This window comes from Mucilaginibacter boryungensis, from assembly GCF_015221995.1.
Classification (GTDB): Bacteria; Bacteroidota; Bacteroidia; order Sphingobacteriales; family Sphingobacteriaceae; genus Mucilaginibacter; species Mucilaginibacter boryungensis.
Window position 1 is genome coordinate 1,232,855 of the sequence record NZ_JADFFM010000002.1, and the last position, 25,912, is coordinate 1,258,766.

Below are 25,912 nucleotides of genomic sequence, written 5' to 3' on the forward strand. Positions count from 1 at the left end.
ATTTCCTGTGACAGAGAGATAGTAGGACCAATAGACTAAGATTATCCCCTAAATGAAAAGCCGCAAGTCATCAATCAACTTGCGGCTTTTCTTTATATTAATGGAAACTATCGCTCCAGCTTAGCTACCCTTGTAGGCGTATCTTTTCCTGATACAATAGTGCGCGAGCTTAGTGCGATGGCGCGGATAGCGGCAGTAATGTTGGCCACATCAAGTGTTTTAAGTTCGTCGGTTACTTTATGGTAATCCGGGTCGATGTCTATCTGGTCGGTAGAAATGGTGTGTGCAGGGACGCCTAAACGGGCCAGTGTGGCATTGTCGCTGCGGTAGAATAAGTTCTCTTTGGTGTACGGATCCGGATAGAATTTAAAGTCAGTGCCTTCCAGGTTCTTTTGTAGTATCTGGCCAAAGTCCGAGCGTTCGTACCCGGTTATAAAAGCCGAGTTTTGTCCCCATTTTGATGGCTTACCTATCATCTCGATATTAAACATCGCCACTACTTTATCGGCATTAACCGTAGTAGTGAAATGGCGCGCGCCGTAGCCGCCCGATTCTTCGCCGGTAAAGGCTACAAAAATTAAGGTACGCTCGTTATTATTAAGCTTCTTGTAGTATTTAGCCAGCTCAATAACAGCGGTAGTGCCCGATGCATCATCATCGGCACCATTATATATGCTATCAGGTTTCATGCCCGGCTTAACCCCAAGGTGATCGTAATGGCCGGAAAAAACCACAAACTCATCTGGCTTGCTTTTACCGGGGATCATCCCTGCAACGTTGAACAAAGGCACATCTTCAGATTTTATGTTACAGCTAACTTCAAACGAGCGGATGTTATCATCAATTTTACCCAATACAAAAACTATAGGCTGTGCCCCTGGCCTGCTATTACCATTCATGGCCCTTTCACGGCCCGCCTTAAACTGGGTTTCAAAAGCAGGGTCTAACAATACCAATGTTTTTTTACCGCTCATCATTATGGCACGCATGTCCTGCTGGTAGTTTTTATCGGCAGTTTCTTTTATTACCTGTACATCCGCATCGTTGCTCCAGCTAAACGAGGTATTGGCAATAGCATAAGCATTGGCTGATGGCACCGATGACATATTAATATTTACCGTTGTTTTACCGGGTATGGTACGCTTCATAGGTATGTTTTGGCGAAAGCCGCTCTCCCCCGCTAATGGCTGTAGGCCAATCTTTGTAAATTCGCCTTCAATAAACTTAGCGGCCTTATCAATACCGGGCGTAAATATGGCGCGGCCTTGCATATTATCGTCAGATAATGTCGCGATAATTCGTTCAACATCTTTCTGATCTATCAGTTTGTTAACGTTTTGGGCCTGGCTTGCAAGTCCGGCGGCAAGCATAGCGCCTGCTAAAATGTATTTCTTCATCATGGTTTTATTTCACTTTGGTTGATAACCAGGCACTGCGAAAAGCGGCCTGATCTTTAGTTAATTCTTTTCCTGCTTTTTCATTGGTCACTACCTCAAGCGCCGGGTTTTCTTCCAGCGTCAATTCGGTTTCGTGCATGCCGGTACGGTTTTTATAGCTGATGCTGATCTTATCGCCCGGTTTTTTGGCGACAAGGATATCCTGCAGCGTAGTGGCATCAGTCAGCTCCTTACCATCGGCTTTCAGTAAAATATCCCCTGCATCAATACCTGCCTTATAAATAGGCGAGCCTTGCGCTGTGCTATTAACAATTGGAATGCCCGTGGCTGCATTAGCAGTACGTGCCTGCCCAGCCCTGCCACGGCCCTGGAAACCTCCGAACGAGCCTGCCCAGGCTTTGCCTGGTTGTGCCTTACGCAGCACCATTCCTGCCTTGGTTAATAAGGCTTCGTAATTGTTTTTTTCTATCCCATTAATATAGCGGTTAAAAAAATCGGCGGCGAATTTGGGATTAGTTACTTTGCCCAACACGGTTTGCAGATCGGCAATAGTATAAGGTTTCATCACCTTGCCCAGGTTTTGCCACACGGCCTGCATATAATCATCAAGCGTAAGGTTAAACTCGCTGCGTAAACGCAGGTCGAGGGCTAATGCCGTTGCACCACCATAAAAGTAATAGCTGGTAAATATATTGGTGTTATTATTAGGGTCGATAGAAACGCCTGCATCAGCAAAAACTGAATACCGGCTCATCTGCGCCGGCGTATATTTTAACGCGGCGGGTGTATTTAATACCGAATTTATTAAACCTGCGGCCGTGCGGGTATATTGTTCGGGCGTAACAAAACCCGCGCGCACCAGCATCAGTTCGCCGTAATATTGGGTAAAGCCCTCGGCAAACCAAAGTTCACTGCTCATGTTGGCGTGCTCAAAATTAAATGGCTCTAATGATTTTGGCCTGATGCGTTTTACGTTCCAGCTATGGAAATATTCGTGCGCGTAAGTGCCCAATAAACGGCTTTCATTACCTTCAATTTTGTCGGCCGGGTGCACAATGCAGGTTGAATTCCGGTGTTCCATACCATCTCCCGAATTGGTGGGATAAACATCATCCAGGAAGGTATAGTTATTAAAATCATACACTGGCAATTCACCAAAAACGGCTTGTTCTTCCAGTACAATTTTTTGTACCATTTTGGCAAAGTTATCTATCACAGGCTGGCTATCGTCCGAGTGGATAGCCACATGCAAGCCCAGTTTTTTACCATCAGGGTTTTTAACTTCCCAGCTGTTCTCTTTATAGTTTGATAGCTCGGTTGGGCTATCCATTAAATACTGCAGGTTGGGTGCAAAATAGGAATTCTGCGTTTCCTGTTTTAATTGGGTTGCTATCTGCCAGCCATATTTTTCAAAATCATCAAATTGGATATGTATCGGCCGGGCATCAAACCCTACTGCCCACATCATAGCTGCAGGCATGTTCAGATGCGCATGACTGGGATCTATACTGGCATAGGTGCCGTCTGTCCAATTGGCAAAAAGGGTATAGCTTACTTTTACATTATCGCCATGACCGCTGATCTCCCAAACATCGCCTTCAATTTGTTTAACGGTTAGTGCTTTGCCGTTGCCATCAACCGCATGCACGTTGTAAACGTTTTTGCCAAACTCGTGGGTGGCATAGCGCCCGGCTGATGATCGGCTCATACGTACCCTTAGTGGAGACAGCGGCAAATTACCTATGCGTAAGCTTATTTCCGCTTCGTGATGTATGGCATTTGGGAATGATACAGAGTAGTAGATCTCATTTTGTGCAAATGCCGCCACCGCCATAAATACGGCAGCCATACTTAGTAAAAGTTTTTTCATATAAAATTATGCCTGATAAAATAAAGTGTCAAATTACTATTTAATTGGTAAATAGTAATACCCCGGGCAAGGTTTGTAACATAGATTTTGTAGTACCACCATTAAGTCATTGCGAGGAACGAAGCAATCTTCCGATATGTTGAGCTTATAAGTCGCGGTCGATAATAAAAAATAAACTTTCAATAAATTTTGAAAATTAAAAAAGTTGTGTACTTTTGTATATGGAACTGGCAGAAGCAAAGCTAAAGTTTATTGAGGCCTGGGGGAAACTGGGAAGCGAGTGGGGTATTAACCGCACCATGGCCCAGGTACATGCTTTGCTGCTGATTAGTCCGCAAGCGCTGACGACCGAAGATATTATGGAGCAGCTAAGCATTTCCCGCGGTAATGCCAATATGACCCTGCGCGACCTGATCAGCTGGGGTTTGATTGAAAAGCAACACCGTCCGGGTGAACGCAAAGAATACTTTTTTGCCGAAAAAGACACCTGGGCCATTGCCCGCCAGGTAGCGCAGGAACGCAAAAAGCGCGAGCTTGACCCTATTATTAAATTACTGAACGAATTGCAGGAAGTTAAAGGCGACGAGAAAAGTGCTGATTACAAAACTTTTAAAACATCGGTTATTGATATTAACAAACTGGCTAAAAACGTAAATAAAACTTTAGAGACCATGTTAAAAGCTGAAGAGAACTGGTTTTGGGGTTCTATCTTCAAAATATTTAAGTAAAAAAATTTGCATCAATCTTTCATATTTTCCTGAAAATACAATAAATAATATCACAATGAAAACTTTAGCCGGATACACCATACTTTACGATGCCGAATGCCCCATGTGCAATTTATACAGTAAGGCATTTGTAGCCACGGGGATGCTGGACAAACAAGGCCGCACACCCTACCAGCAAATGCCCGAAGCTGCCTGTCCACTGGTAGACAGGCAGCGTGCTATGAACGAGATTGCATTGGTTAACACCCAAACCGGCGAAGTGAAATACGGCATCCATAGTCTTTTCAAAATTATTGGCAACGCCTTCCCGGTATTTGGTCCGCTGTTTAAATTTAGGCCGTTTATTTGGCTGATGAGTAAGTTTTATGCTTTTATTTCCTACAACCGCCGGGTAATTATACCGGCCTATGCCGAGGAAACCGGTTTGCAGCCAACCTTCAATTTAACTTACAGATTAGCCTATTTACTATTCACCAGCCTGAGCGTAGGTTTTATACTGACCCATTATGCAGGTCATTTAACAGGCTTGGTGCCATTGGGCAGACCCTACCGCGAATATATGATCTGTAGCGGACAGGTACTTTTCCAGGGCATTGTAATTACCCTGTACCGTCCCGCTAAACGCTGGGACTACCTGGGCAATATGATGACGATATCTTTCGGCGTCGCCTTACTGTTACTGCCGGTGATTATTATGGCGAAGTTTATGGCCATAGCGCCAATAGTTTGCCTTTTATGGTTTTTGGCTGTGGCTGGGTTGATGTTTTTAGAGCACATCCGCCGTACCAGGCTATTAGGTTTAGGCTGGTTACTTACTATTACCTGGGCAGTATACAGGCTGGCGCTTTTGTTTTTGATCCTTTACCTTAACTGAAATGCCAACTATTAAACTCATTACCAGCATTAATGCACCAGTGGAAGTTTGCTTCGATTTGGCGCGGAGTATCGATCTGCATAAAACTTCTATGCAGCACACCGGCGAAAAAGCCGTGGCCGGTATAACCGATGGATTGATAGGGTTGAACGAAACGGTTACCTGGCGGGCCAGACACTTTGGGATAGCGATGGAAATGACCAGCAAGATCACCGAGTTAAGATACGCTATATCTTTTACCGACGAGCAAGTGAAAGGCCCTTTCAAAAAATTAAAGCACCTGCATACTTTCCAGCAATCGGGCAAATACACCATCATGACCGATTACTTTGAGTTTGAATCGCCCCTTGGTTTCCTGGGCAGGCTGGCCGATAAATTAATGATGAAGGCCTACCTAACCCAATTACTGTTAAAACGGAATAAAACCATAAAAGAAACGGCAGAAAACGCTAAAAATCTGTAAAAATGGGAAAGATTGAACAACTACAAAAGCGCATCAGGGTTTGCATTTGGATCATCATTATCGGACTGACATTAAGCGGTATCACCGCCTTCCCGCTGGAAACGGAACTGGGCTTAGTTAAAGATCATTTACACGGGACGCCCGCGTTACATCATTGGATAACTACGATATACAATTGCTTACTATTTGTAAATCAACACTATCCATACTTAAGCTACGGCACCGATTGGCTGGCCTTCGCTCATTTGGTTATTGTTATAGTTTTTATCGGTCCGCTGAAAAACCCTGTGAAAAACATTTGGGTTATCCAGTTCGGGATGATTGCCTGCGTGCTCATTTTCCCGCTGGCGTTTATTGCCGGCGGGGTAAGACATATCCCTATTTTCTGGCGGTTGATAGATTGTTCTTTCGGAGTTATTGGGATTATTCCGCTTTGGTTGGCTTATAAGGCTACGCGCAGATTAGAACAAATGGGATAAATAATGAGTTTTGATAGCAATATTCTACCTTTAAAACATGGATTTAAAACTCACCAATAAAGTAGCCATAGTATTAGCTGCCAGTAAAGGTTTAGGCCGGGCCATTGCCACCGCCTTATCTGCCGAGGGGGCGAAAGTGATCATTGGCTCGCGTGATGAAGCGGAGATCAATAAAGCCGCCGCTGATATCGCGCAGCAAACCGGAAACGAAGTTATTGCAATGGCGGTGGATGTATCGCAAGGCGATGAACTGAACGCTTTTATTGAAAAGGCCGCTGCGAAATTTGGCCGGGTAGATATTTTACTGAACAATGCCGGCGGTCCGCCGTTTGATAAGTTTGAAAACCTGGACGATACCCAATGGCAAAAAGCATTTGAGTTGAACCTGCTCAGCTTTGCACACACCAGTAGGCAAGTGTTGCCCTACATGCAAAAAGCAGGCGGAGGCAGGATTATCAATATCATCAGCGGGTCGGTGAAATCGGTACTGGCCAATTCGGTGTTGAGCACCAGCATGCGCATGGGGGTTGTCGGCATGGCCAAAATGCTGGCCGATGAGTTTGGCCCTTATAACATTACCGTTAACAATGTAGCACCAGGGCTAATATTAACCGACCGTATTAAACACACCTTCCCAAAAGATGCTGACCCTGAACAGGTAATGAAAGAGAAAGCTAAATCTATCCCTTTAGGTCGTATTGGTAAACCCCAAGAACTGGCAGCATTAGTGGCTTTCCTGGCTTCAGAACAAGCCGCTTACATTAGCGGGACTACCATACAGGTTGATGGAGGTGCAAGCAGGGGGATTTTTTAATAGGAACTTAAGGTAAAAGGCTAAAGCAGAAAGCTAAATAATCCTGCTTTTAGCTTTCTGCTTAATTACTTTTTCTCCTTCAATTCATCGGCGATGATCAATACAACACCAACAATGCCAGCCAGCGCCATACCTGCCGCTGCGCCGCGTACCCATAGCATCCAGGAGGCAGTATAAATTTCGGATATGGTGAACAGTGCTGCCGCAATGGCCAGCAATGCTAATACGCGCCTGACCTTATCATTCATGATCTTGAAAACTTTGGCCGTTGTGCTGCAACAACAACTATTAAAACAATAACCGAAATTATGGCTGTACACGCGATAATAATAGCGCGTTTTATCGGATTTATCATGCTGCAATATATATTTTTAACTTAATAATCCGTATTTTTGCACCTCAAATTTTGAGGCGAATACACTGATGTACAAGGAATATAAGCAATTAAACTTATCGCAAACGGGTAAAGACGTACTTAACTTCTGGCAACAGAATAACATTTTTGCAAAAAGCATCAGCAGCAGGCCGGCAACCAACCCTTATACTTTTTATGAAGGGCCGCCCTCTGCCAACGGTATGCCGGGCATTCACCACGTGATGGCCCGCGCCATTAAAGATATTTTTTGCCGTTACAAAACGTTGAAAGGCTACCAGGTAAAACGCAAAGGCGGCTGGGATACGCACGGCTTGCCTATTGAACTGGCGGTTGAAAAATCGCTGGGTATTACCAAGGACGATATCGGTAAAAAGATCTCGATTGAAGATTATAACGAAGCCTGCCGCAAGGAGGTAATGAAATATACCGATGTATGGAACGACCTGACCGAAAAGATGGGTTATTGGGTCGACTTGGAAAACCCGTACATCACCTACAAAAACGAATATATTGAAACCCTTTGGTGGATACTGAAGGAGCTTTACAATAAAGGCTGGTTGTACAAAGGTTATACGGTGCAGCCATATTCACCAAAATCGGGCACCGGCTTAAGCTCGCACGAGCTGAACCAGCCGGGTACTTACAAAATGGTGAAGGACACCACCATTGTGGCCCAATTCCATTTGAAGAACGACCAGCAGCACCCGCTAATGCCAACCTTGTTTGAAAATGCAAGTGAGGACACCGTAATACTGGCCTGGACGACTACCCCATGGACACTGCCATCAAACTGCGCGCTGGCCGTGGGCGAAAATATCGATTACGTAAAAATCAGCACCTTCAACCCTTACACCTTCCAGCCGGTAAGCGTGGTATTGGCTAAAGTGCTGGTACCAAAATACTTTAAAGCCGAAGGTGAGAACGCTTCATTTGCCGATTATAAGGAAGGCGATAAGGTTATCCCATGGGTGGTTAAAGCTGAATTTAAAGGCAAAGACCTATTGGGCCTGCGTTATCACCAGTTGATGCCTTATGTAACCAATGCTGAACTGGAAGCTAAAGCTTTCCGCGTGATCCCGGCTGATTTTGTGACTACCGAAGATGGTACAGGCATAGTACACACCGCCTCTGTTTTTGGTGCGGATGACTTTAGGGCTTGTAAAGAGAACGATGTGCCATCCGTAATGGTGCTGGATGAAACGGGCAAGGAAGTACCGCTGGTGAATAAGCAAGGTAAGTTTGTTGATGAAGTGACCGACTTTGCCGGCCTATATGTTAAAGAAGAATACTACAGCAAAGAAGAACGTGAAGCACCGGGCTTTAAACCGACAGACGTACTCATCTCTATCAAGCTTAAAACTGATAATAAAGCGTTCGACGTTAAGAAATACGAGCACAGCTACCCGCACTCGTGGCGTACAGATGAACCAATTTTATACTATCCGCTGGATAGCTGGTTCATTAAAACAACCGCGGTTAAGGATAAGCTGATCGAACTGAATAAAACCATCAACTGGAAACCTGAAGCTACCGGTACCGGGCGTTTTGGCAACTGGCTGGAAAACCTGGTTGACTGGAACCTGTCGCGTTCACGTTACTGGGGCACGCCACTGCCTATCTGGCGCGAGGAAAATGGTTCGGAAGAGAAATGTATTGGTTCGATAGAAGAACTGAACAAAGAAATTGACGCCGCCGCGGCAGCAGGTTTTATGCCGAAAGATTTCCGCCTGGCTGATATGCACCGCCCATATGTGGACGATGTGGTGCTGGTATCAAGCAACGGTAATAAAATGTTCCGCGAGCCCGACCTGATCGACGTTTGGTTTGATAGCGGGGCCATGCCTTATGCGCAATGGCACTTCCCGTTTGAGAACAAAGAGCAATTTACTGACGCTTACCCGGCAGATTTTATCGCCGAGGGTGTCGATCAAACCCGCGGCTGGTTCTTTACCCTGCACGCCATAGCCGTTATGCTAAGCGAAGCCAGCGACGAGGTAAAAGCCGTTAATGCCAAAGTGGGCAATAAAGGCATCTCGTTTAAAAACGTAGTATCAAACGGGTTGGTGCTGGATAAGAACGGCAACAAAATGTCTAAACGCTTAGGCAATGCCGTTGAGCCGTTTGAAACGATAGAGAAATACGGCGCCGATGCCGCCCGCTGGTATATGATCAGCAACGCATCGCCATGGGATAACTTGAAATTTAATATTGAAGGGCTGGATGAAGTGCGCCGCAAATTCTTCGGTACACTTTATAATACCTATTCGTTCTTCGCGCTGTATGCAAATATTGATAAATTCAATTACAGCGAAGCCGAGATAGCGATAAGCGACCGCCCTGAAATTGACCAGTGGATCATATCCTTACTAAATACTTTAAGTAAGGAGGTGGACGATTTCTATGCCGATTTCGAGCCTACCAAAGCTGCCCGCGCCATACAGGATTTTGTGGATGCACACCTGAGCAACTGGTACGTGCGTTTAAGCCGCCGCCGTTTCTGGCGTTCGGATAGTAACGAAGATAAACTATCAGCTTACCAAACGTTGTACACTTGTTTGGTAACTATCGCCAAATTAATGTCGCCAATAGCGCCGTTCTTTGCCGAGCGTTTATATACCGATTTAAACAGCGCCACCAAAAAAGAAAGCTTTGAATCAGTGCACCTGGCCAATTTCCCGGCTTATCAACCTGAATTAGTGAATCAGGCCCTGGAAGAGCGTATGCAAATGGCACAGGATATTTCATCGCTGGTGTTATCGCTGCGTAAAAAGGTGGGTATTAACGTACGTCAGCCATTGAGCAAGATCTTATTACCTATCCTCGATAAAACCTTTAAACAGCAGGTTGAGCAGGTAAAAGAATTAATTTTATCTGAAACTAATATTAAGGATATCGAGTACATTACCGATGCCGCCGGCTTTATTAAAAAGAAAGTTAAACCAAACTTTAAAGCGCTTGGCGCCAAGGTTGGTAAGGACATGAAGGCTGTGGCTGAGGCCATTAACTTACTTGATCAAGAAGGAATTACCAAACTTGAAAACGAAGGTAGCAAGGTGCTTGTTTATGGCGAAGGGGAGATGTATAAGTTATTGGTAAGTGATGTAGAAATCATTGCCGAAGATGTTGAAGGCTGGCAGGTTGCAAATTTGGGAAAACTAACCGTAGCTTTAGATGTTACCATATCCAACGAATTGAAACAGGAAGGTATCTCGCGCGAGCTGATCAACCGGGTACAAAATCAGCGTAAAGCGAGTGGTTTTGAGGTAACAGACCGAATTAATGTGAGATTAGGAAATGCAGAATTACTGCGCGAAGCGGTGAACAATAATTTATCATATATTTGCGCCGAAATTTTAGCAGATACCGTACTATTTGACAATGAGTTGATTAATGGTGAAAAGACCGAGATTGATGGGAACGAAATTATTATTGCTATAACAAAAATATAATGAAACAAGAGAACGAAAAAACCAGGTATTCAGACACCGAGTTACAGGAATTTAAAGAGATTATTCTTGAAAAATTACGTATTGCTAAAGAAGAGCTAAATAACCTGGCTTCATCTTTAAGCAGTCCTAACGCTAACGGTACCGATGATACCGCCGGAACATATAAAACACTGGAAGACGGATCGGCCACGCTGGAAAAGGAATCAATTAACCAGTTAGCGGCCCGCCAAAAGAAGTTTATAGAGCAGTTAGAGGCTGCGTTGGTACGCATTCAGAATAAAACTTATGGTATTTGCCGCGAAACAGGCAAGTTGATACAAAAAGAACGCTTACGTGCTGTACCGCATACTACGCTAAGCATGGAAGCCAAAATGAAGCAATACTAAATGAAGGCTGCGTATACGAAACCTTTTTTAATTGCCGCGCTGATCATCATTATCGACCAGGTTATAAAAATCTGGGTGAGGAAGCATATGTATATTGGCGAGGAAATTCATTTTTTAGGTAACCGCGGCATGCTGCATTATACCGAAAACAATGGCATGGCCTTCGGCTGGGAAATTGGCGGGATAACCGGCAAGCTGGCCTTAACCATATTCCGCATTGCGGCGGTAGTTGCTATTGGTTACGGGGTAGTTTATCTTATCCAGCATAAATATCATCGTGGGTTGATACTTAACGTAGCCCTGATATTTGCAGGCGCGGTTGGTAATATTATCGACTCGACATTTTATGGTGTTATTTATCACTATGCCCCTATTTTCCAGGGCCGTGTGGTAGATATGTTCTACTTCCCGCTCATCCGCGGCACTTATCCATCATGGTTCCCGGTTTGGCATGGGCAATATTTCGAGTTTTTCCAACCAGTATTTAACTTCGCCGATGCCTCTATTTCAGTGGGCGTAATTGCTATCCTGATATGGCAAAAACGCTACTTTAAACATGAAGTGATAGAGGAAAGTAATTTGAATAGCGAAGTAGTGGAGGAATAGTCCCTACCCTCTGAAAGTAAATGAAAATACTAAAGCCGCGTTAAGCGGCTTTTTTGTTTGGCAGGAGAGGAAGTTATGGCTTCCTGGCTGCGCAGATTGGTTTAAGCCCAACGCAGGTAAGCAAATCCATCATAAAAAAAGTGCTCAACTACATGAGTTCGATAAAAAAGGCTATCGTAAATCGATAAAAAACTATGTCATTTCGATAGAGCGCGGACTGAATGTGCGAAGGGGCGAAAGAGAAATCTTCTACGGTTCACTTATCGCATATATAAGATTTCTCCTCGTGCCTCGTTCGAAATGACATATTGTGTTTTATATCAAACTGACATTAATTACTTTTTTTTCTCATAAAAAAGCCCCCAAATAGTGTATATATGGGGGCTCTTGTAACTAAACGTCTTTCTTGTTTATGATATGTGTAAAGCTGCTGCCTTACGCTTTTAGCTATATTACAACTTACGTTTTACTTCCACATTTTCATAAGCTTCAACAATGTCACCTACTTCAATATTATTAAAGTTCTGGATGTTCAAACCGCACTCGTAACCTGCACTTACTTCTTTCACGTCGTCTTTGTAACGTTTCAGTGAAGCCAGTTCGCCGGTGTAAACAACCACACCATCGCGAATGATACGGATCTTACTGTTACGGGTGATCTTGCCATCCAGTACCATACAGCCGGCAATTGTACCCACCTTGGTAATTTTAAAGGTTTCGCGTATCTCTACGTTAGCAACAATTTTCTCTTCAAACGTTGGTGCAAGCATACCTTCCATCGCCGCTTTGATCTCGTTGATCGCATCGTAGATGATAGAGTACAGCCTGATATCAATTTGCTCCTGCTCGGCCAGTTTACGCGCACCGCCTGATGGGCGTACCTGGAAACCAATAATGATCGCATCTGAAGCCGAAGCTAGCAATACATCCGATTCCGAGATCTGACCAACAGCTTTCGATATGATATTCACCTGTATCTGGTCGGTAGATAGTTTCAGTAAAGAGTCAGATAACGCCTCTATCGAACCATCCACGTCACCTTTAACTATAATATTCAGTTCCTTAAAGTTACCGATAGCCAAACGACGGCCGATCTCATCAAGGGTAATGTGTTTTTGTGTACGTAAGCCTTGTTCACGCTGTAATTGCAAACGTTTGTTGGCAATTTCACGTGCTTCAGGTTCGCTTTCCAGCGCATTGAATTTATCGCCGGCAGTAGGGGCGCCCTGCATACCCAATACCTGTACCGGCATTGATGGCCCTGCGCTGTCTATACGCTGGCCGCGGGCGTTTGTTAACGCTTTAACACGTCCGCTGTAGCACCCTGCTAATATAGGGTCGCCAACTTTTAAAGTACCGGCTTGTACCAATATGGTGGTTACAATACCACGGCCTTTATCTAAAGCAGCCTCAATAACGGTACCTACGGCACGTTTGTTAGGGTTAGCTTTCAGCTCTAATAATTCGGCCTCCAGCAATACTTTTTCTAACAATAAGTCGATATTTAAACCGGTTTTAGCCGATATTTCCTGTGTTTGATATTTACCACCCCATTCTTCTACCAAAATATTCATGGCAGATAATTGCTCACGTACCTTATCGGCGTTAGCACCCGGGCGGTCTATTTTATTGAATGCAAATATGATAGGGGCACCGGCAGCCTGCGCGTGGTTTATGGCCTCGCGGGTTTGCGGCATCACGCTGTCATCTGCAGCAATTACAATAATAACAATATCTGTTACCTGGGCGCCACGTGCACGCATGGCGGTAAACGCCTCGTGACCCGGTGTATCCAGGAAGGTGATCTTACGGCCATCTTCCAAGGCAACGTCATAAGCACCAATGTGCTGGGTGATACCACCCGCCTCACCGGCAATTACGTTGGTTTTACGTATAAAGTCCAGTAACGATGTTTTACCATGATCGACGTGGCCCATAATAGTAACGATAGGCGCGCGCGGGATCAATGATTCCGGTGCATCTTCTTCGTCAAGACTGGCTTCCTCGTCCTGTGGTTTAACAAACTCTACTTCATAACCAAACTCGTCGGCCACAATAGTCAGAGTCTCTGCATCCAAACGTTGATTAATGGAAACAAACATGCCCAAACTCATACAGGTACTGATAATCTGCGTAACCTGTACGTCCATCATGGAAGCCAGTTCGTTAGCAGTTACAAACTCGGTAACCTTTAATACCTTCGATTGTAATTCTCTTTCCAGTGCATCCTCTTCGGCCGATGCGGCTACATCATCACGTTTTTGACGGCGGAATTTCGCACGCTGGGCAAATTTGCCTGATTTACCTGCACCGCTTAAACGGGCTAAGGTTGCCTTAATTTGGTCCTGTATCTCTTTTTCTGTAGGTTCTTCTTTTGAACCACCACCGGCAGGGCCATTGGTTATTGGGGTGCGGTTCCTGAAATCAGGGCGTCCCGGTGTATTAGTAGTTGGCCTTGGCGGGCGATTGTCCGGCCTGTTGCCACCTTGTGCTCCCGGTTGACCACCACCTTGTTGTGGTTGGTTACCACCGCCTTCTTTACGCTTACGCTTGCGTTTGTTATCGGCATTATTAGCCGCATTTGATGACGAAGCTATTGGTCCGCCGCGCCTGCTTGGGTCAACCGGCAACTGTATTTTACCAATAATGGTTGGGCCGCTTAAGCGTTGTGCCTGCGCACGTATCACTTCGTCGTCCTCGGTTGCTTCTTCTGCCGGCGCTGCTGGCGTTTCTGCTTTTGGGGCAGCTACTGGTGTTTCCACTTTTGCGGGCTCTTCTGCTTTTGGTGCAGCTGGCGCTGGCTTAGGTGCCTCAACTGGTGTTTCCACTTTTGCAGGCTCTTCTGCTTTTGGTGCAGCTGGCGCTGGTTTAGGTGCTTCAACGGGCGCTTCCACTTTTACTGGCTCTTCTGCTTTTGGGGCAGTTGGCGCTGGTTTAGGCGCTTCAGCAGGCTTTTCTTCAACCTGTTTTTTGCCAATATTATCAAGGTCAATTTTCCCTACCACAGTTACACCCGGCAATGCGGCTTCAACACGTTCTTGCTGAGGTTGCGGCTTTGGTTTTTCAACCGGTGGCGCAGTATGCCCCGTGTTTTTTATCAGAATTTCCTCGTTCTCAAATTCTTTTGAACGGTGGCTTTCAAATGGTTTATCGGATGCCGGCAAAACAGTATCTTCCCTCCTGATCTTCCCAATGGCGATCTGTTTCGCTTCTTCCTTAATGATCTTATCCGCAGCAAATTCCTTCAACAAGGTAGTATACATGTCGGCATCCAGCTTGGCCATAGGCTGTTTTTCAACTTTGTAGCCTTTGGACGCTAAGAAATCGACAATGGTACCCATACCAATGTTCAGTTCCTTTACTGCTTTTATTAATTTTATTGATTTGTCTTCTGACATTTATTAGTGTTTCTCGTCTTATTTATGCAAAAATACGATTTTTTAGTTGGAAATCACTGTTATTCAAACTCGGCCTGCAGAATTGATAACACATCCTTAATGGTTTCTTCTTCCAGGTCGGTACGTTTAACAAGTTCGCCAACGCTAAGGGCCAGTACAGATTTTGCTGTATCCAGGCCAATGCGTTTAAACTCGTCAATGATCCAATCTTCAATCTCGTCTGAAAATTCTTCAATATCCACATCCTCCTCGTTTTCGCCAGCTTCGCGGTAAACATCAATTTCGTAGCCGGTTAACTTGCCTGCTAACTTGATATTATGCCCGCCACGACCGATAGCTAACGATACCTGATCGGGTTTTAAGTACACGGCCGCGGTTTTTTTCTCATCATCTAATTTAATAGAAGTGATTTTTGCCGGCGACAACGCACGCTGGATATATAACTGAATATTGTTAGTATAGTTTATAACATCTATATTTTCGTTCTTCAACTCGCGAACGATACCGTGTATACGTGAACCTTTCATACCCACACAAGCGCCTACCGGGTCAATACGGTCATCGTACGATTCTACCGCTACCTTAGCGCGCTCTCCAGGTTCGCGAACTATCTTTTTAATGGTAATCAGGCCATCAAAAATCTCAGGCACTTCCTGTTCAAACAAACGCTGTAAAAATTCGGGCGCTGTACGCGAAATGATAATTTTAGGATTGCTGTTCAGCATATCCACTTTATGCACAACCGCTTTTACATGGTCGCCTTTTTTAAAGTAATCGGCAGGGATCTGCTCGGTTTTTGGCAATAAAAGCTCGTTGCCTTCATCATCCAGTACCAAAGTTTCTTTTTTCCAAACCTGGTAAACCTCGCCGCTCACTACTTCACCTACACGGTCTTTATATTTTTTAAATATCTCGTCTTTCTCTAATTCTAAAATTTTAGATACCAGCGTTTGGCGTGCAGCCAAAATAGCACGGCGTCCAAAACTTTCCAGGGTAATCAGCTCTACATACTCATCGCCTACTTCCAAATCGGGGTCAAGCGTTTTAGCTTCGGCAAGTTCAATTTCCAGGTCATCATCTTCACTGAAACCGTCTTCCATCACCACACGTGTGCGCCAAATCTCCAAGTCACCATTGTCCGTATTCACAATTACGTCACAGTTCTCATCTGTGCCATATTTTTTCCTGATCATGCTTCTGAAAACATCTTCAAGCACACTCATCATCGTCGGGCGGTCGATGTTTTTAAAGTCTTTAAACTCCTGAAAAGACTCGATTAAATTAATATTGCTCATCTCTTATTTGAATGATATTAAAACTCTAATTTCCATTATCTGATCCATTGGGATGCTGGTTTCTGCAAGTGTCGCCTTTTTCCCTTTTTCTTTTATTTGTTCTTCTATTACAATATCTGCCGCGTTAACTGCCAGTAATTTGCCTTCTTTTTTAATACCATCGGGCATTTTTACGGCTACCGTACGGCCTATGTTTTTGGTGTATTGCCTCACCAGCATCAGTGGCGTATCAATCCCCGGCGATGATACTTCCAGGTTATAGGCTTCCTCAATCACGTTTTCCTCTTCCAATTTGAAACCTACATACCGGCTCACCTGTGCGCATTCTTCAATGCCCGCGCCTTTATCGCCATCAAGCAAAATAACGGCCCTGTTGCCTACCGGGTTAAACTTCACATCAACCACAAAAATATCCGGCCTTGCTATCTCGGCAATCTTCTCTTCGGCCAGTTCCCTTATCTTTTTTTCAATATCCATAACCGCTAATTCGGCAAAATAAAAGAGGGGACTATAGCCCCCTCTCCTGTATTATAATGCAAATATAGTGCATTTATTTATAAATTCAAGTGCTTAATACTTAAAAATCAATTCGGTATAGGTTGGTGTGCCCGGCATTGTTTTTTGCTGCAGCAATTGCAAGCGGTTAACCTCATCACTATAAATATAATAACGGGCAAAATAGGTTTTACCGATAACAAATGGTGTATCGGGCTTGAAGGTGATGCCGTTATCTGATACCTGATATTCGCCTCTTATAGGCCGCTGATAATTCTTCATCTCCGTATCAGCGGGCATTGCCGATATGGGGAACAGGTTTTGCAGCATGGCATTAGTGACACTATCTGCTTTAAGCGTATACAAAATTTCCTGCGCTATGCCGGTGACTTTTACATCGCCTTGCGCTTTATTTACACTAAGCGTAATTGTCGCCGCCTTGTGCTGACAGGCGGTTAATAAGATCGCGATAAGCCAAATGCATTTTCTCATTTACAATAAAGATAGTTCAATTTTTTAAGTACGATTTACAAAACCTATAAAAACAGCAAAGCCCCTGATGGGCAGGGGCCTTTACTAACCAATTATAAACCTAAATTATGAGAAGAGCTGTTGGGGAAGGGATCGAACCTTCACAGAGTGGTTAGTCAGTTGCCTGATTTCCCATAATCTCCGCCACCGGGACAAGGAGGTGTGTCTGCCAAAAATTTCACCACCCAACATTATGTTTTTTTAAAGAACGCGCTCCCGTTTTATCGTTTGCTTGATACAAAGTAAAGGCATTTGATAATTTCTTGCAAATATTTCAATAAAAATATTTTATTTTTATTTTTATTTTAATTAAACTTGTATTTCAATAGCGATATTAAAATTTATGCCTCACAAGAAACCTCAAAATTTAGAAATTGATAATCTGGATATACAGATTTTATCGATACTGATGAAAAATGCGACCACTCCGTACACGGAAATCGCCAAAGAATTGATCGTTTCAGGCGGAACCATACACGTGCGGATGAAAAAGCTGGAGGAGATGGGTGTAATTAAAGGAGCAAGCCTGGAAGTAAACCCGCAAAAATTAGGCTATGATATAACGGCCTTCCTGGGGATCTTCCTGGAGAAAGGGTCGCAATATAATGATGCCGTTAAACAATTACAGGCTGTTCCTGAAATTGTAGAACTACATTATACTACGGGCAGCTATAGTATTTTCGCAAAAATTGTATGTCACGATACTAACCACCTTCGCGAGGTTTTGAACGAGCAGATACAAAGCGTAAAAGGCATACAACGCACTGAAACTTTTATATCGCTTGAGGAAAGTATCCGCAGGCAAATAAGTTTGGATTAGTCTTAGAAACCGAAAAGCTTCTATACGGGGAGATTGATCATTGGTTCATTCTCCCAACAGCGCTTTTAAGCTTTCAATTGTATCAGCTTCCTCCTTGGGTTTATCCTGTCGCCAGCGTAAAATGCGTGGGAAGCGCAGGGCCACGCCCGATTTGTGACGGTTTGATTTATTGATCCCCTCAAAACCGATCTCAAAAACCAGTTCGGGTTTTACCGTGCGCACCGGGCCAAATTTTTCCAGCGTGTTGCGTTTAATGAAATAATCTACCTTGTTTATTTCCGCATCGGTTAAACCCGAATAGGCTTTTGCGAATGGCACCAGTTTATCACCATCCCAAACGGCAAACGTATAATCGGTATACAGGTCGGCCCGGCGGCCATGGCCTTTTTGCGCATAGATCATTACAGCATCGACAGATAGCGGGTCGATCTTCCACTTCCACCAATCGCCCCTGCGGCGGCCAACCTGGTAGGTAGCGTCTTTACGTTTCAACATAATACCTTCCGCTACCATTTCGCGCGATTGCGCACGTATCGCAGCCAATTCCTCCCAATCGTAAAAAGTTATTACCGGCGAGATGCGAAACAATTCCGGGTATGATGTTGCCGCCTGTAAGCGCTCCAGTATTTCCCGTCGTTCTGTCTGTGTTTTCAGGCGGATATCTTCGCCAGTATGTTCCAGGCAATCGTATACAATAAGTGCTACCGGGCTATCTTCCAGTATTTTTTTGCTGAGGTTTTTGCGGCCAATACGTGTTTGCAATATCCCAAAAGGCAATGGCAAGCCATCGCGAAAGCTTAATATCTCGCCATCCAACACCGTTCCATCGGGTAGTTCTTTTAAAAACGGGTGCAGCTCGGGGAACTTATCCGTCGCCAGGTCTTCGCCCCGGCTCCAAATAAAGATCTCGCCATTCCGTTTGATCAGCTGTGCCCTGATGCCATCCCATTTCCATTCGGCCTGCCAATTTGCTGCATCGCCTAAAGCCGACTGTAATTCATCTGCCGATTTTTGCACGATAGAAGTCTCCTGTATCGGGTAAGCCAGAAAGAACGGGTACGGCCGCGATATATCGTCCCCCGCCTGCTGTGCTTCTGTTAACTGTTTATAGGTATAAGTATCCGGCATCCATTTGCCCATTAAGCGGTGGGTGAGCGCGGGGGCTTCAATACCCGTAATATCTGCCAAAGCTTTTATAACCAGGTTTTGCGACACCCCTACACGGAAACTGCCCGTTAACAGTTTGTTAAACACAAAGCGTTCCTGCGTATCCAGCATCGCCCACGAATTGATAAGCCACTCCTTGCGTTCTTCTTCGCTTTTATCGCCCAGGTTATTGATCTCGTTTATCCATTCGGTAAGCGTTTTATTACTGCTGTTTTCACCTGCGGGCATTAGTAAGGCCATGGTTTCGGCTAAATCGCCCACTACGTGATAACTTTCTTCAAACAACCAGGCGGGGATACCCGAAGCCTCTAAAGCCCAGTTGCGCACTAATGTTGAATTAATAGGTCGCTTAGGTTTGCGCCCGGTAAAAAGCGCCAGCATATTCATTTTATCGTCGTCGGGTACGCAATTGAAATAGCCTTTTAATATGGCTACCTTTTCGTTGGTCTTATTTGTTTCATCAAGCGACTGAAATAGCTGGGCAAAGGCTTTCATGTTAATATAAAGCAAATTGGTAGGAAATATGTTTTATGGCACCATCACCCTGAACTTGTTTCCCGACATACAAAAAGTAAAAAAGCCCCCCGGTAAACCGGAAGGCTTTCAAAATTTGTAATCAATAGTGTTTATTTACTGCAACTGGAACGCATTGTTAAATGTGCTGCCATCGGGATTAATACCTGATAGTACCAGTATACCTCTGCGGTTGCTGGCATCCAGTGCTTTATCAATATCTTCAATGCTGTTTACCGGGGTTTTGTTAACGCTGGTAATAATAGAGCCTGAAGCTACGCCTAATTCATCAAACATGCCGCCCTGGGTAACACCGGTAACCATTACACCTGATTTAACATGGTGCTGATCTTTTTGCGCCTGTGTTAACGGACGGAAGTTAGCCCCCATTTTATCAAAAAACTCCTGATGGTTTGTGGCGGCTAAGGCGTTGTTAATAGTACCCGGGTCGCTTTTAAGCGTAACCACAAAGTTTTTCTCCTGGTTATCGCGGCTAACGGTGATCTTTACTTTATCACCTGGCTGCATACGGCCAACATGCTCGGTCAAATCAGACGATTCGGTTACCAGGTTGCCATCAACTTTGGTAATAATATCGCCAGACTTGATACCTGCAGCTTCGGCGCCACCACCGGTAGATACTTTATCTACATATAAACCAATGGTTTTATCTTTTACACCTACCAGTTCAGCCTGGTCGCTATTGCTCAGGTCGACATAAGTTACACCAAGATAACCGCGTTTAACCGAACCGTATTGTTTAATATCATTTAATACTTTTTTAGCCAGGTTAATTGGGATAGCAAAGCCATACCCTTCGTATGAACCGGTATGCGAAGCAATAGCCGAGTTAATACCAATCAGTTCGCCTTTGGTGTTTACCAATGCGCCACCGCTGTTACCGGGGTTAATAGCCGCATCTGTTTGAATGAACGATTCGATACCCGAATTGGTGGTAGGTTTTTTAGGCGCATTACGTGATGGCGAAAAGAAAGGGTTGTCGTCGTCATCATTTTGTGTACCTATAATGCCAATACCACGGCCTTTAGCACTCACAATACCCGCCGTAACGGTTGATGTAAGGTTAAATGGATTACCCACAGCCAATACCCATTCGCCTACGCGCACATCATCACTATTACCTAATTTTACAATTGGCAGGTTGCTGGCGCTCACTTTAATTAAAGCAAGGTCGGTATTAGGGTCGCGGCCAATAACTTTCGCTTCTAAAACACGATGGTCATTCGTGGTCACCTGTATTTTTTCGGCTTTATCAACCACGTGATTGTTGGTCACAATATAACCATCAGGAGAGATGATCACACCGGAGCCTGAAGCCTGTGGCGCGCGCTGTTGTCTTTGTCCCCGGGGCATACGCTGACCAAATAACTGGCCAAACATGTCCTCCATAGCGCTACCACTTTGTGAAGCCGCGTACGTGGTACGGATATAAACCACAGCAGGCGTCACTACTGCTGCAGCCTGCGTAAAATCAACTTCGCCCGCCGATGAGGTAATATTAGATGATAACGGGTTACTTGTAAAATAAACTTTTTGTTTGTCTTCAAAGCTCAGGCCATCATTGTACCTGTTCTCCATAATTTTGTAGGCCCCTATGGCCAGTGCACCGCCAGCAAAGGCGGTTAACAGAGTTAAACCAAATTTTTTCATATTTAAAATTCCTTTTCTTTACTTAGTTTATCGGTCTCAGTTTTATAGTTCAAATTTAATACCAATAAGACTATATCGTCAACAATAAGTTAAGCCTCATTTAGTTAAAAAATGTTAAAAAACCAGCTAACTGTCATTTATACCTGTTTATAGCCCCCGGTGTTCCGCAAAAGCGGATAATTGTTTAATATTGAATTGTGAAACTGTCATTCTATAAATACCAGGGGGCCGGCAACGATTTTGTGCTGGTAGATAATCGTCAAAGCACTGTAAATCATAACGATCCGGCTTTGATTGCCCGTTTATGCGACCGCCGGTTTGGAATTGGCGGCGATGGAATGATGTTTCTGCAAAACAAAGAAGGCTTTGATTTTGAAATGGTTTATTACAACTCTGACGGCCAACCCAGCAGCATGTGCGGAAATGGCGGGCGGTGCATTGTAGCCTTCGCTAAATTTTTAGGCGTAATTGATTCCGAAACTGAATTTTTGGCGGTTGATGGCCCGCATTATGCCAGAATTTCAGAAGAAGGCAACTGGGTAAGCCTGCAAATGATAGATGTAGATACTATTGACAGGGACGCTGAAGCCTATGTATTGAATACCGGTTCGCCGCATTATGTGCAACTGACAGGTGGTTTAGAAAATAAAAACGTTTACCACGATGGGCAGGCCATCCGCAATAACGATACTTATAAAGCCAAAGGCATTAACGTAAATTTTGTTGAACCAATGGAAAAAGGCGGCTACTTTGTGCGCACTTTTGAGCGTGGTGTTGAGGACGAAACCTTTGCCTGCGGTACCGGTGTAACAGCCGTAGCACTGGCTATGGCCAAGCATTATAACCAAACCGGGCATATCACCACCCCAATAAAAGCCCTGGGTGGCCACATGCAGATCCGCTTTGACCGCAATGGCGATCAATTCACTAATATTTATCTGGAAGGCCCCGCCACGCAGGTTTTTAAAGGCGAAATAGAAATATAATCCCCGTATGCCTTTCCGTTAATTTTTTTGTTTGGACAATTCTGTTTTTTGTATAAATTCGTAAAAAATAATAATTGTCAAAAACACAATTATAAACCAAAGTAAACCATCATGAAAAAATTTGCCGGGATATTATCCTTATGCCTTGTAGTGGCTACTATTGCAAAAGCACAGGTAAAGCTTACTGTTGATATGACCAAACCCGGCGTAAATGTCAGTCCGCGGTTATATGGTTTAATGACCGAAGAGATCAACCACTCCTACGACGGAGGTTTATATGCCGAACTAATTAGCAATCGCATTTTTAAAGACGACCCAAAACAGCCTGCTAACTGGTCAGCAGTGGAAAGCGGAGGTGCCAGGGCTACTATAGAACTTGACAGCAAACAACCCATCAATAAAGCGTTAACCACCTGCCTTAAATTGGTAGTGACCAATGCCAATGGCAAAGCAGGTATAGCCAACAGTGGCTATTGGGGTATTCCGGTAAAACCACAAACTACCTACACTGCATCGTTTTACGCCCGGAGTGACGATGCAGAAGGCAAGTTAACCGCGGCTATTGAAAGCAATAATGGCAACATTATTTATGCAACAGCATCAACCACGTTGATAAAAGGAGGCTGGAAAAAATATACGTTAAAGCTAAGCACCACGGCCAGCGCAAAACCTACTACAGACGCACGCTTTGTAATTACCGCTTCGCACGCGGGCAGTTATTGGTTTAACCTGATTTCATTATTCCCGCCAACTTACAATAACCGCCCCAATGGCAACCGGATAGATATTATGCAAAAAATGGCCGATATGCAGCCTAAATTCCTGCGTTTCCCCGGCGGTAATTTTTTGGAGGGCGATTTGTTTGCCACCCGCTTCCCGTGGAAAGAAACACTTGGCCCGCTGGAAAACAGGCCGGGACATCCCGGCTGCTGGAAATACCGCGCATCTGACGGGATGGGGCTGCTGGAATTTTTAGAATGGTGCGAAGATTTGAAAATGGAACCTTTATTGGCCGTTTACGCTGGTTACACCTTAAAGGGTGACCATATGGATGCCGGGCCCTTCCTGAAACCTTTTGTTGACGAGGCGTTAGAAGAAATAGAATATGTAACCGGTGGCGTTAATACCAAGTGGGGCGCAGTGCGCGCAAAAGACGGTCACCCCGCGCCGTTTAAACTAAGATATGTGGAAATTGGCAATGAGGACGGCTTCGACGTTTCGCACAGTTACGACGGCCGCTTTACCCAGTTTTACGATGCGATAAAAGCCAAATACCCGCAACTGCAACTGATATCAACCGTAGGTGGAAAAGATGGCCTGGGCAGGCGTACACCCATCAAATCGCGTGTGCCGCAGGCTTATGATGAGCATTACTACCGTAATGCCTGGGAGATGGAAGAAGATGCCGCGCATTATGATGATTACGACCGTAAAAGCCCTAAAATTTTTGTGGGCGAATGGGCAACGCGTGAAGGTTCGCCAACACCTAATATGAATGCCGCCCTTGGCGATGCCGCCTGGATGACTGGCATGGAACGTAATTCAGACCATGTGATCATGTCGTGCTATGCACCGCTGTTTGTTAATGTAAACCCCGGCGCCATGCAATGGAGTTCAGACCTGATCGGGTATAATGCTTTGAATAGCTATGGTTCGCCATCGTATTACGCGCAACAAATGTTCAGTACCAATGTGGGCGATAAGGTAGTACCTATGCAGGGTGAAAACATCCCAACGCAAACCCGTGCGCCCAACAAGCGCGACAGCGCAAGGAACGTGATGCCTAAGCCCATCCCAGCCATGTTTTATGTGGCTACGCAGGATACTAAAAATGGGATATTATATGTCAAAATTGTAAATGCCTCGGGCAAGGCCCAAACAGTTAACCTTGATATTAAAGGGGCAGGTGCAATTAACAGCAGCGCTACTTTGACCGTTTTAAAGGGCAGCGGGCCGCAGGATACAAATTCAATAAATGAACCGGAAAAAATTATCCCTGTAAAACAGGAAATTACGGCGGTGACAAAAAACTTTAACAGGGAAATAGATGCCTACTCGGTAAATGTGCTGAAGCTGAAGATAAAATAGTTGGTTGCTTTGCCGTTTTTATAAAGTGGGTTCAAAACAAGTTGTTAATTATTTTATTTATAGCTTTATTAAATATCTAACATTAAATAAAAATGACAGCTATTGAACCCACCCGCAAGGACATTGCCCATCCACAGCATATTAAAAAAAATTCTTCATCGCTGCGTTTATGGCATTGGCTAAACACCATTGTTATCTGCGGGTCACTTATTACAGTGCTTATCAATTCCACATTAATTACCCGCGAAACCGTAACGCCTGTTGTGTTAAGCGAGCTTAATAAAGGTGGGGCAGCCGTAAGTGTAGAACAGGCCAAAGGCGTAAGCCATGCACTGGAAGATAAAGTTTGGGAAATACACATTTATTTTGGCTATTGCCTGGCCGCTTTATTATTATTCCGGATAATACTAGAGTTTTTTCAGCTGGCCGATCAGAAATTTATCAGGAAGATAAAATTAGCCTACACGCAGTTTTTAATCACTAAAAAGAACCGCGAGATCGCCCGTCACGAGTTTACAGTTAAGGCGATATATGTTTTATTCTATATCGTGCTTTTTATCATGGTTATTACAGGGCTGTTCTTAGCGTTTGAAGATTTGATGGCCCCTTATAAAGCTATAAGGCACAGCGTTAAAGAGGTGCATAACTTTTGCATGTATATTGTGCTGGCATTTATTACCATCCATTTAATTGGGGTGTTTTTGGCCGAACGCAATGAAAGTAAAGGCATCGTATCCGATATGATCCACGGAGGCAAAGAATAATATTATCTTCCGTTGATCAGTTTAGCCATCCCGAATGCTGCACCGGCGGCTAATGCACCTATTATCACCACCTTTAATGCCCCGCTTAAAGCTGGCTGCCCCGTCATTTTACTTTTGAAATAGCCAAATATAAACAGGCAGATAATGGTTAATATGCACGAGTAATTTAAGGCAGTTGGCGCGTGGTCTATAAAAATGTAGGGAGATAATGGGATAATGCCACCCACAATATACGATGCCCCGATAGTGAAAGCGCTTTTTGTGGCCCGGTTAGCATGAGGCTCTTCAAGCCCTAACTCATACCGCATCATAAAATCAACCCACTTTTTTTTGTCCTTAGCCATTTCATCGGCTATTTGCTGTTGAAGCGATTCTGACAAGCCAAATTCGGCAAATACTTCTTTAACTTCCAGTTTTTCCTGTTCAGGCACACGCTCTACTTCCTCATATTCACGTTTCAGTTCAGAATTATAATGATCTACCTCGGTACGTCCGGCCAAAAACCCGCCCAGCCCCATGGCTATTGAACCGGCAACAATTTCGGCAATACCTGCCGTAACCACAATGCCCGATGAACTGATAGCCCCGCTTAAGCCTGCCGCCAATGCGAAAGGTACCGTTAAACCATCGGACATACCGATAACAATATCCCTGATAGTTTCTGAACTGGTTACATGGTGTTCGTGATGGGTACTCATTATTGCTCTTGTAATATGCTATTATAAATCTAAACTAATTTATT

22 protein-coding genes are annotated in these 25,912 nt (G+C 44.4%); 12 read left to right on the top strand and 10 right to left on the bottom strand.

What is annotated here, in order from left to right; translation table 11 throughout:
• Positions 1-107 precede the first annotated feature (107 nt).
• Complete coding sequence (locus IRJ18_RS18345) at positions 108-1,400, bottom strand: M20/M25/M40 family metallo-hydrolase (RefSeq protein WP_228072940.1); 1,293 nt, start codon at positions 1,398-1,400, stop codon at positions 108-110.
• A 4-nt stretch (positions 1,401-1,404) separates the two neighbouring features.
• The gene (locus tag IRJ18_RS18350) at positions 1,405-3,267 is read right to left on the bottom strand and encodes a M61 family metallopeptidase (protein ID WP_194107745.1); all 1,863 of its coding nucleotides are present in this window, start codon (positions 3,265-3,267) and stop codon (positions 1,405-1,407) included.
• Positions 3,268-3,488: 221 nt separating this feature from the next.
• Between IRJ18_RS18350 and IRJ18_RS18355 the strand changes: the two genes are divergently transcribed.
• Genes IRJ18_RS18355 through IRJ18_RS18375 form a run of 5 tightly spaced genes read left to right on the top strand, consistent with a single transcriptional unit; the run spans position 3,489 to position 6,625 of the window.
• Positions 3,489-3,995, top strand: a complete 507-nt coding sequence (locus IRJ18_RS18355) for a GbsR/MarR family transcriptional regulator (RefSeq protein WP_194107746.1) — start codon at positions 3,489-3,491, stop codon at positions 3,993-3,995.
• 55 nt (positions 3,996-4,050) lie between these two features.
• Positions 4,051-4,869, top strand: a complete 819-nt coding sequence (locus IRJ18_RS18360; protein ID WP_194107747.1) for a thiol-disulfide oxidoreductase DCC family protein — start codon at positions 4,051-4,053, stop codon at positions 4,867-4,869.
• Position 4,870: 1 nt separating this feature from the next.
• Complete coding sequence (locus IRJ18_RS18365) at positions 4,871-5,332, top strand: SRPBCC family protein (protein ID WP_194107748.1); 462 nt, start codon at positions 4,871-4,873, stop codon at positions 5,330-5,332.
• Between the two features lie 2 nt (positions 5,333-5,334).
• Positions 5,335-5,811, top strand: a complete 477-nt coding sequence (locus IRJ18_RS18370; RefSeq protein ID WP_194107749.1) for a hypothetical protein — start codon at positions 5,335-5,337, stop codon at positions 5,809-5,811.
• Between the two features lie 37 nt (positions 5,812-5,848).
• Positions 5,849-6,625: an SDR family oxidoreductase gene (locus IRJ18_RS18375; protein ID WP_194107750.1), complete on the top strand. Its 777-nt coding sequence runs from the start codon at positions 5,849-5,851 to the stop codon at positions 6,623-6,625.
• Positions 6,626-6,690: 65 nt separating this feature from the next.
• Here IRJ18_RS18375 and IRJ18_RS18380 read toward each other — a convergent pair whose 3' ends face one another.
• A complete protein-coding gene (locus IRJ18_RS18380; protein WP_194107751.1) occupies positions 6,691-6,873 on the bottom strand; it encodes a hypothetical protein in 183 nt (60 codons plus the stop codon).
• A 175-nt stretch (positions 6,874-7,048) separates the two neighbouring features.
• Here IRJ18_RS18380 and ileS point away from each other — a divergent pair, with 175 nt between their 5' ends.
• From ileS to IRJ18_RS18395, 3 genes are read left to right on the top strand one after another with little or no spacing between them, the layout of a single operon-like run.
• Complete coding sequence (gene ileS, locus IRJ18_RS18385; RefSeq protein ID WP_194107752.1) at positions 7,049-10,450, top strand: isoleucine--tRNA ligase; 3,402 nt, start codon at positions 7,049-7,051, stop codon at positions 10,448-10,450.
• The gene (locus tag IRJ18_RS18390) at positions 10,450-10,836 is read left to right on the top strand and encodes a TraR/DksA family transcriptional regulator (protein ID WP_194107753.1); all 387 of its coding nucleotides are present in this window, start codon (positions 10,450-10,452) and stop codon (positions 10,834-10,836) included. Before ileS ends, IRJ18_RS18390 begins: the two co-directional genes overlap by 1 nt.
• Positions 10,837-11,442, top strand: a complete 606-nt coding sequence (locus tag IRJ18_RS18395; RefSeq protein WP_194107754.1) for a lipoprotein signal peptidase — start codon at positions 10,837-10,839, stop codon at positions 11,440-11,442.
• A gap of 452 nt (positions 11,443-11,894) precedes the next feature.
• Here IRJ18_RS18395 and infB read toward each other — a convergent pair whose 3' ends face one another.
• From infB to IRJ18_RS18415, 4 genes are all read right to left on the bottom strand, one after another.
• Complete coding sequence (infB, locus tag IRJ18_RS18400; RefSeq protein ID WP_194107755.1) at positions 11,895-14,840, bottom strand: translation initiation factor IF-2; 2,946 nt, start codon at positions 14,838-14,840, stop codon at positions 11,895-11,897.
• 59 nt (positions 14,841-14,899) lie between these two features.
• The gene (nusA, locus tag IRJ18_RS18405; RefSeq protein WP_194107756.1) at positions 14,900-16,135 is read right to left on the bottom strand and encodes a transcription termination factor NusA; all 1,236 of its coding nucleotides are present in this window, start codon (positions 16,133-16,135) and stop codon (positions 14,900-14,902) included.
• A 3-nt stretch (positions 16,136-16,138) separates the two neighbouring features.
• Positions 16,139-16,612: a ribosome maturation factor RimP gene (locus IRJ18_RS18410; protein ID WP_194107757.1), complete on the bottom strand. Its 474-nt coding sequence runs from the start codon at positions 16,610-16,612 to the stop codon at positions 16,139-16,141.
• A gap of 93 nt (positions 16,613-16,705) precedes the next feature.
• Positions 16,706-17,122: a hypothetical protein gene (locus IRJ18_RS18415; RefSeq protein ID WP_194107758.1), complete on the bottom strand. Its 417-nt coding sequence runs from the start codon at positions 17,120-17,122 to the stop codon at positions 16,706-16,708.
• Positions 17,123-17,504: 382 nt separating this feature from the next.
• Here IRJ18_RS18415 and IRJ18_RS18420 point away from each other — a divergent pair, with 382 nt between their 5' ends.
• Positions 17,505-17,981, top strand: a complete 477-nt coding sequence (locus IRJ18_RS18420; RefSeq protein ID WP_194107759.1) for an Lrp/AsnC ligand binding domain-containing protein — start codon at positions 17,505-17,507, stop codon at positions 17,979-17,981.
• Between the two features lie 45 nt (positions 17,982-18,026).
• On the opposite strand, the gene IRJ18_RS18425 is transcribed toward IRJ18_RS18420, so the two are convergent.
• Together IRJ18_RS18425 and IRJ18_RS18430 are read right to left on the bottom strand one after the other, a co-directional pair.
• A complete protein-coding gene (locus tag IRJ18_RS18425) occupies positions 18,027-19,643 on the bottom strand; it encodes an ATP-dependent DNA ligase (RefSeq protein WP_194107760.1) in 1,617 nt (538 codons plus the stop codon).
• 135 nt (positions 19,644-19,778) lie between these two features.
• Positions 19,779-21,332, bottom strand: coding sequence for a Do family serine endopeptidase (locus IRJ18_RS18430; RefSeq protein ID WP_194107761.1), 1,554 nt, complete (start codon positions 21,330-21,332; stop codon positions 19,779-19,781).
• Between the two features lie 197 nt (positions 21,333-21,529).
• Between IRJ18_RS18430 and dapF the strand changes: the two genes are divergently transcribed.
• From dapF to IRJ18_RS18445, 3 genes are all read left to right on the top strand, one after another.
• The gene (dapF, locus tag IRJ18_RS18435) at positions 21,530-22,318 is read left to right on the top strand and encodes a diaminopimelate epimerase (RefSeq protein WP_194107762.1); all 789 of its coding nucleotides are present in this window, start codon (positions 21,530-21,532) and stop codon (positions 22,316-22,318) included.
• A 111-nt stretch (positions 22,319-22,429) separates the two neighbouring features.
• Positions 22,430-24,406: an alpha-L-arabinofuranosidase C-terminal domain-containing protein gene (locus IRJ18_RS18440; protein WP_194107763.1), complete on the top strand. Its 1,977-nt coding sequence runs from the start codon at positions 22,430-22,432 to the stop codon at positions 24,404-24,406.
• Between the two features lie 92 nt (positions 24,407-24,498).
• The gene (locus IRJ18_RS18445; RefSeq protein WP_194107764.1) at positions 24,499-25,170 is read left to right on the top strand and encodes a cytochrome b/b6 domain-containing protein; all 672 of its coding nucleotides are present in this window, start codon (positions 24,499-24,501) and stop codon (positions 25,168-25,170) included.
• 2 nt (positions 25,171-25,172) lie between these two features.
• Here the strand turns inward: IRJ18_RS18445 and IRJ18_RS18450 are convergent, their stop codons facing one another.
• Entirely contained in the window at positions 25,173-25,868 is a 696-nt protein-coding gene (locus IRJ18_RS18450; RefSeq protein WP_194107765.1) for a VIT1/CCC1 transporter family protein, read from the bottom strand.
• Between the last annotated feature and the right edge of the window lie 44 nt (positions 25,869-25,912).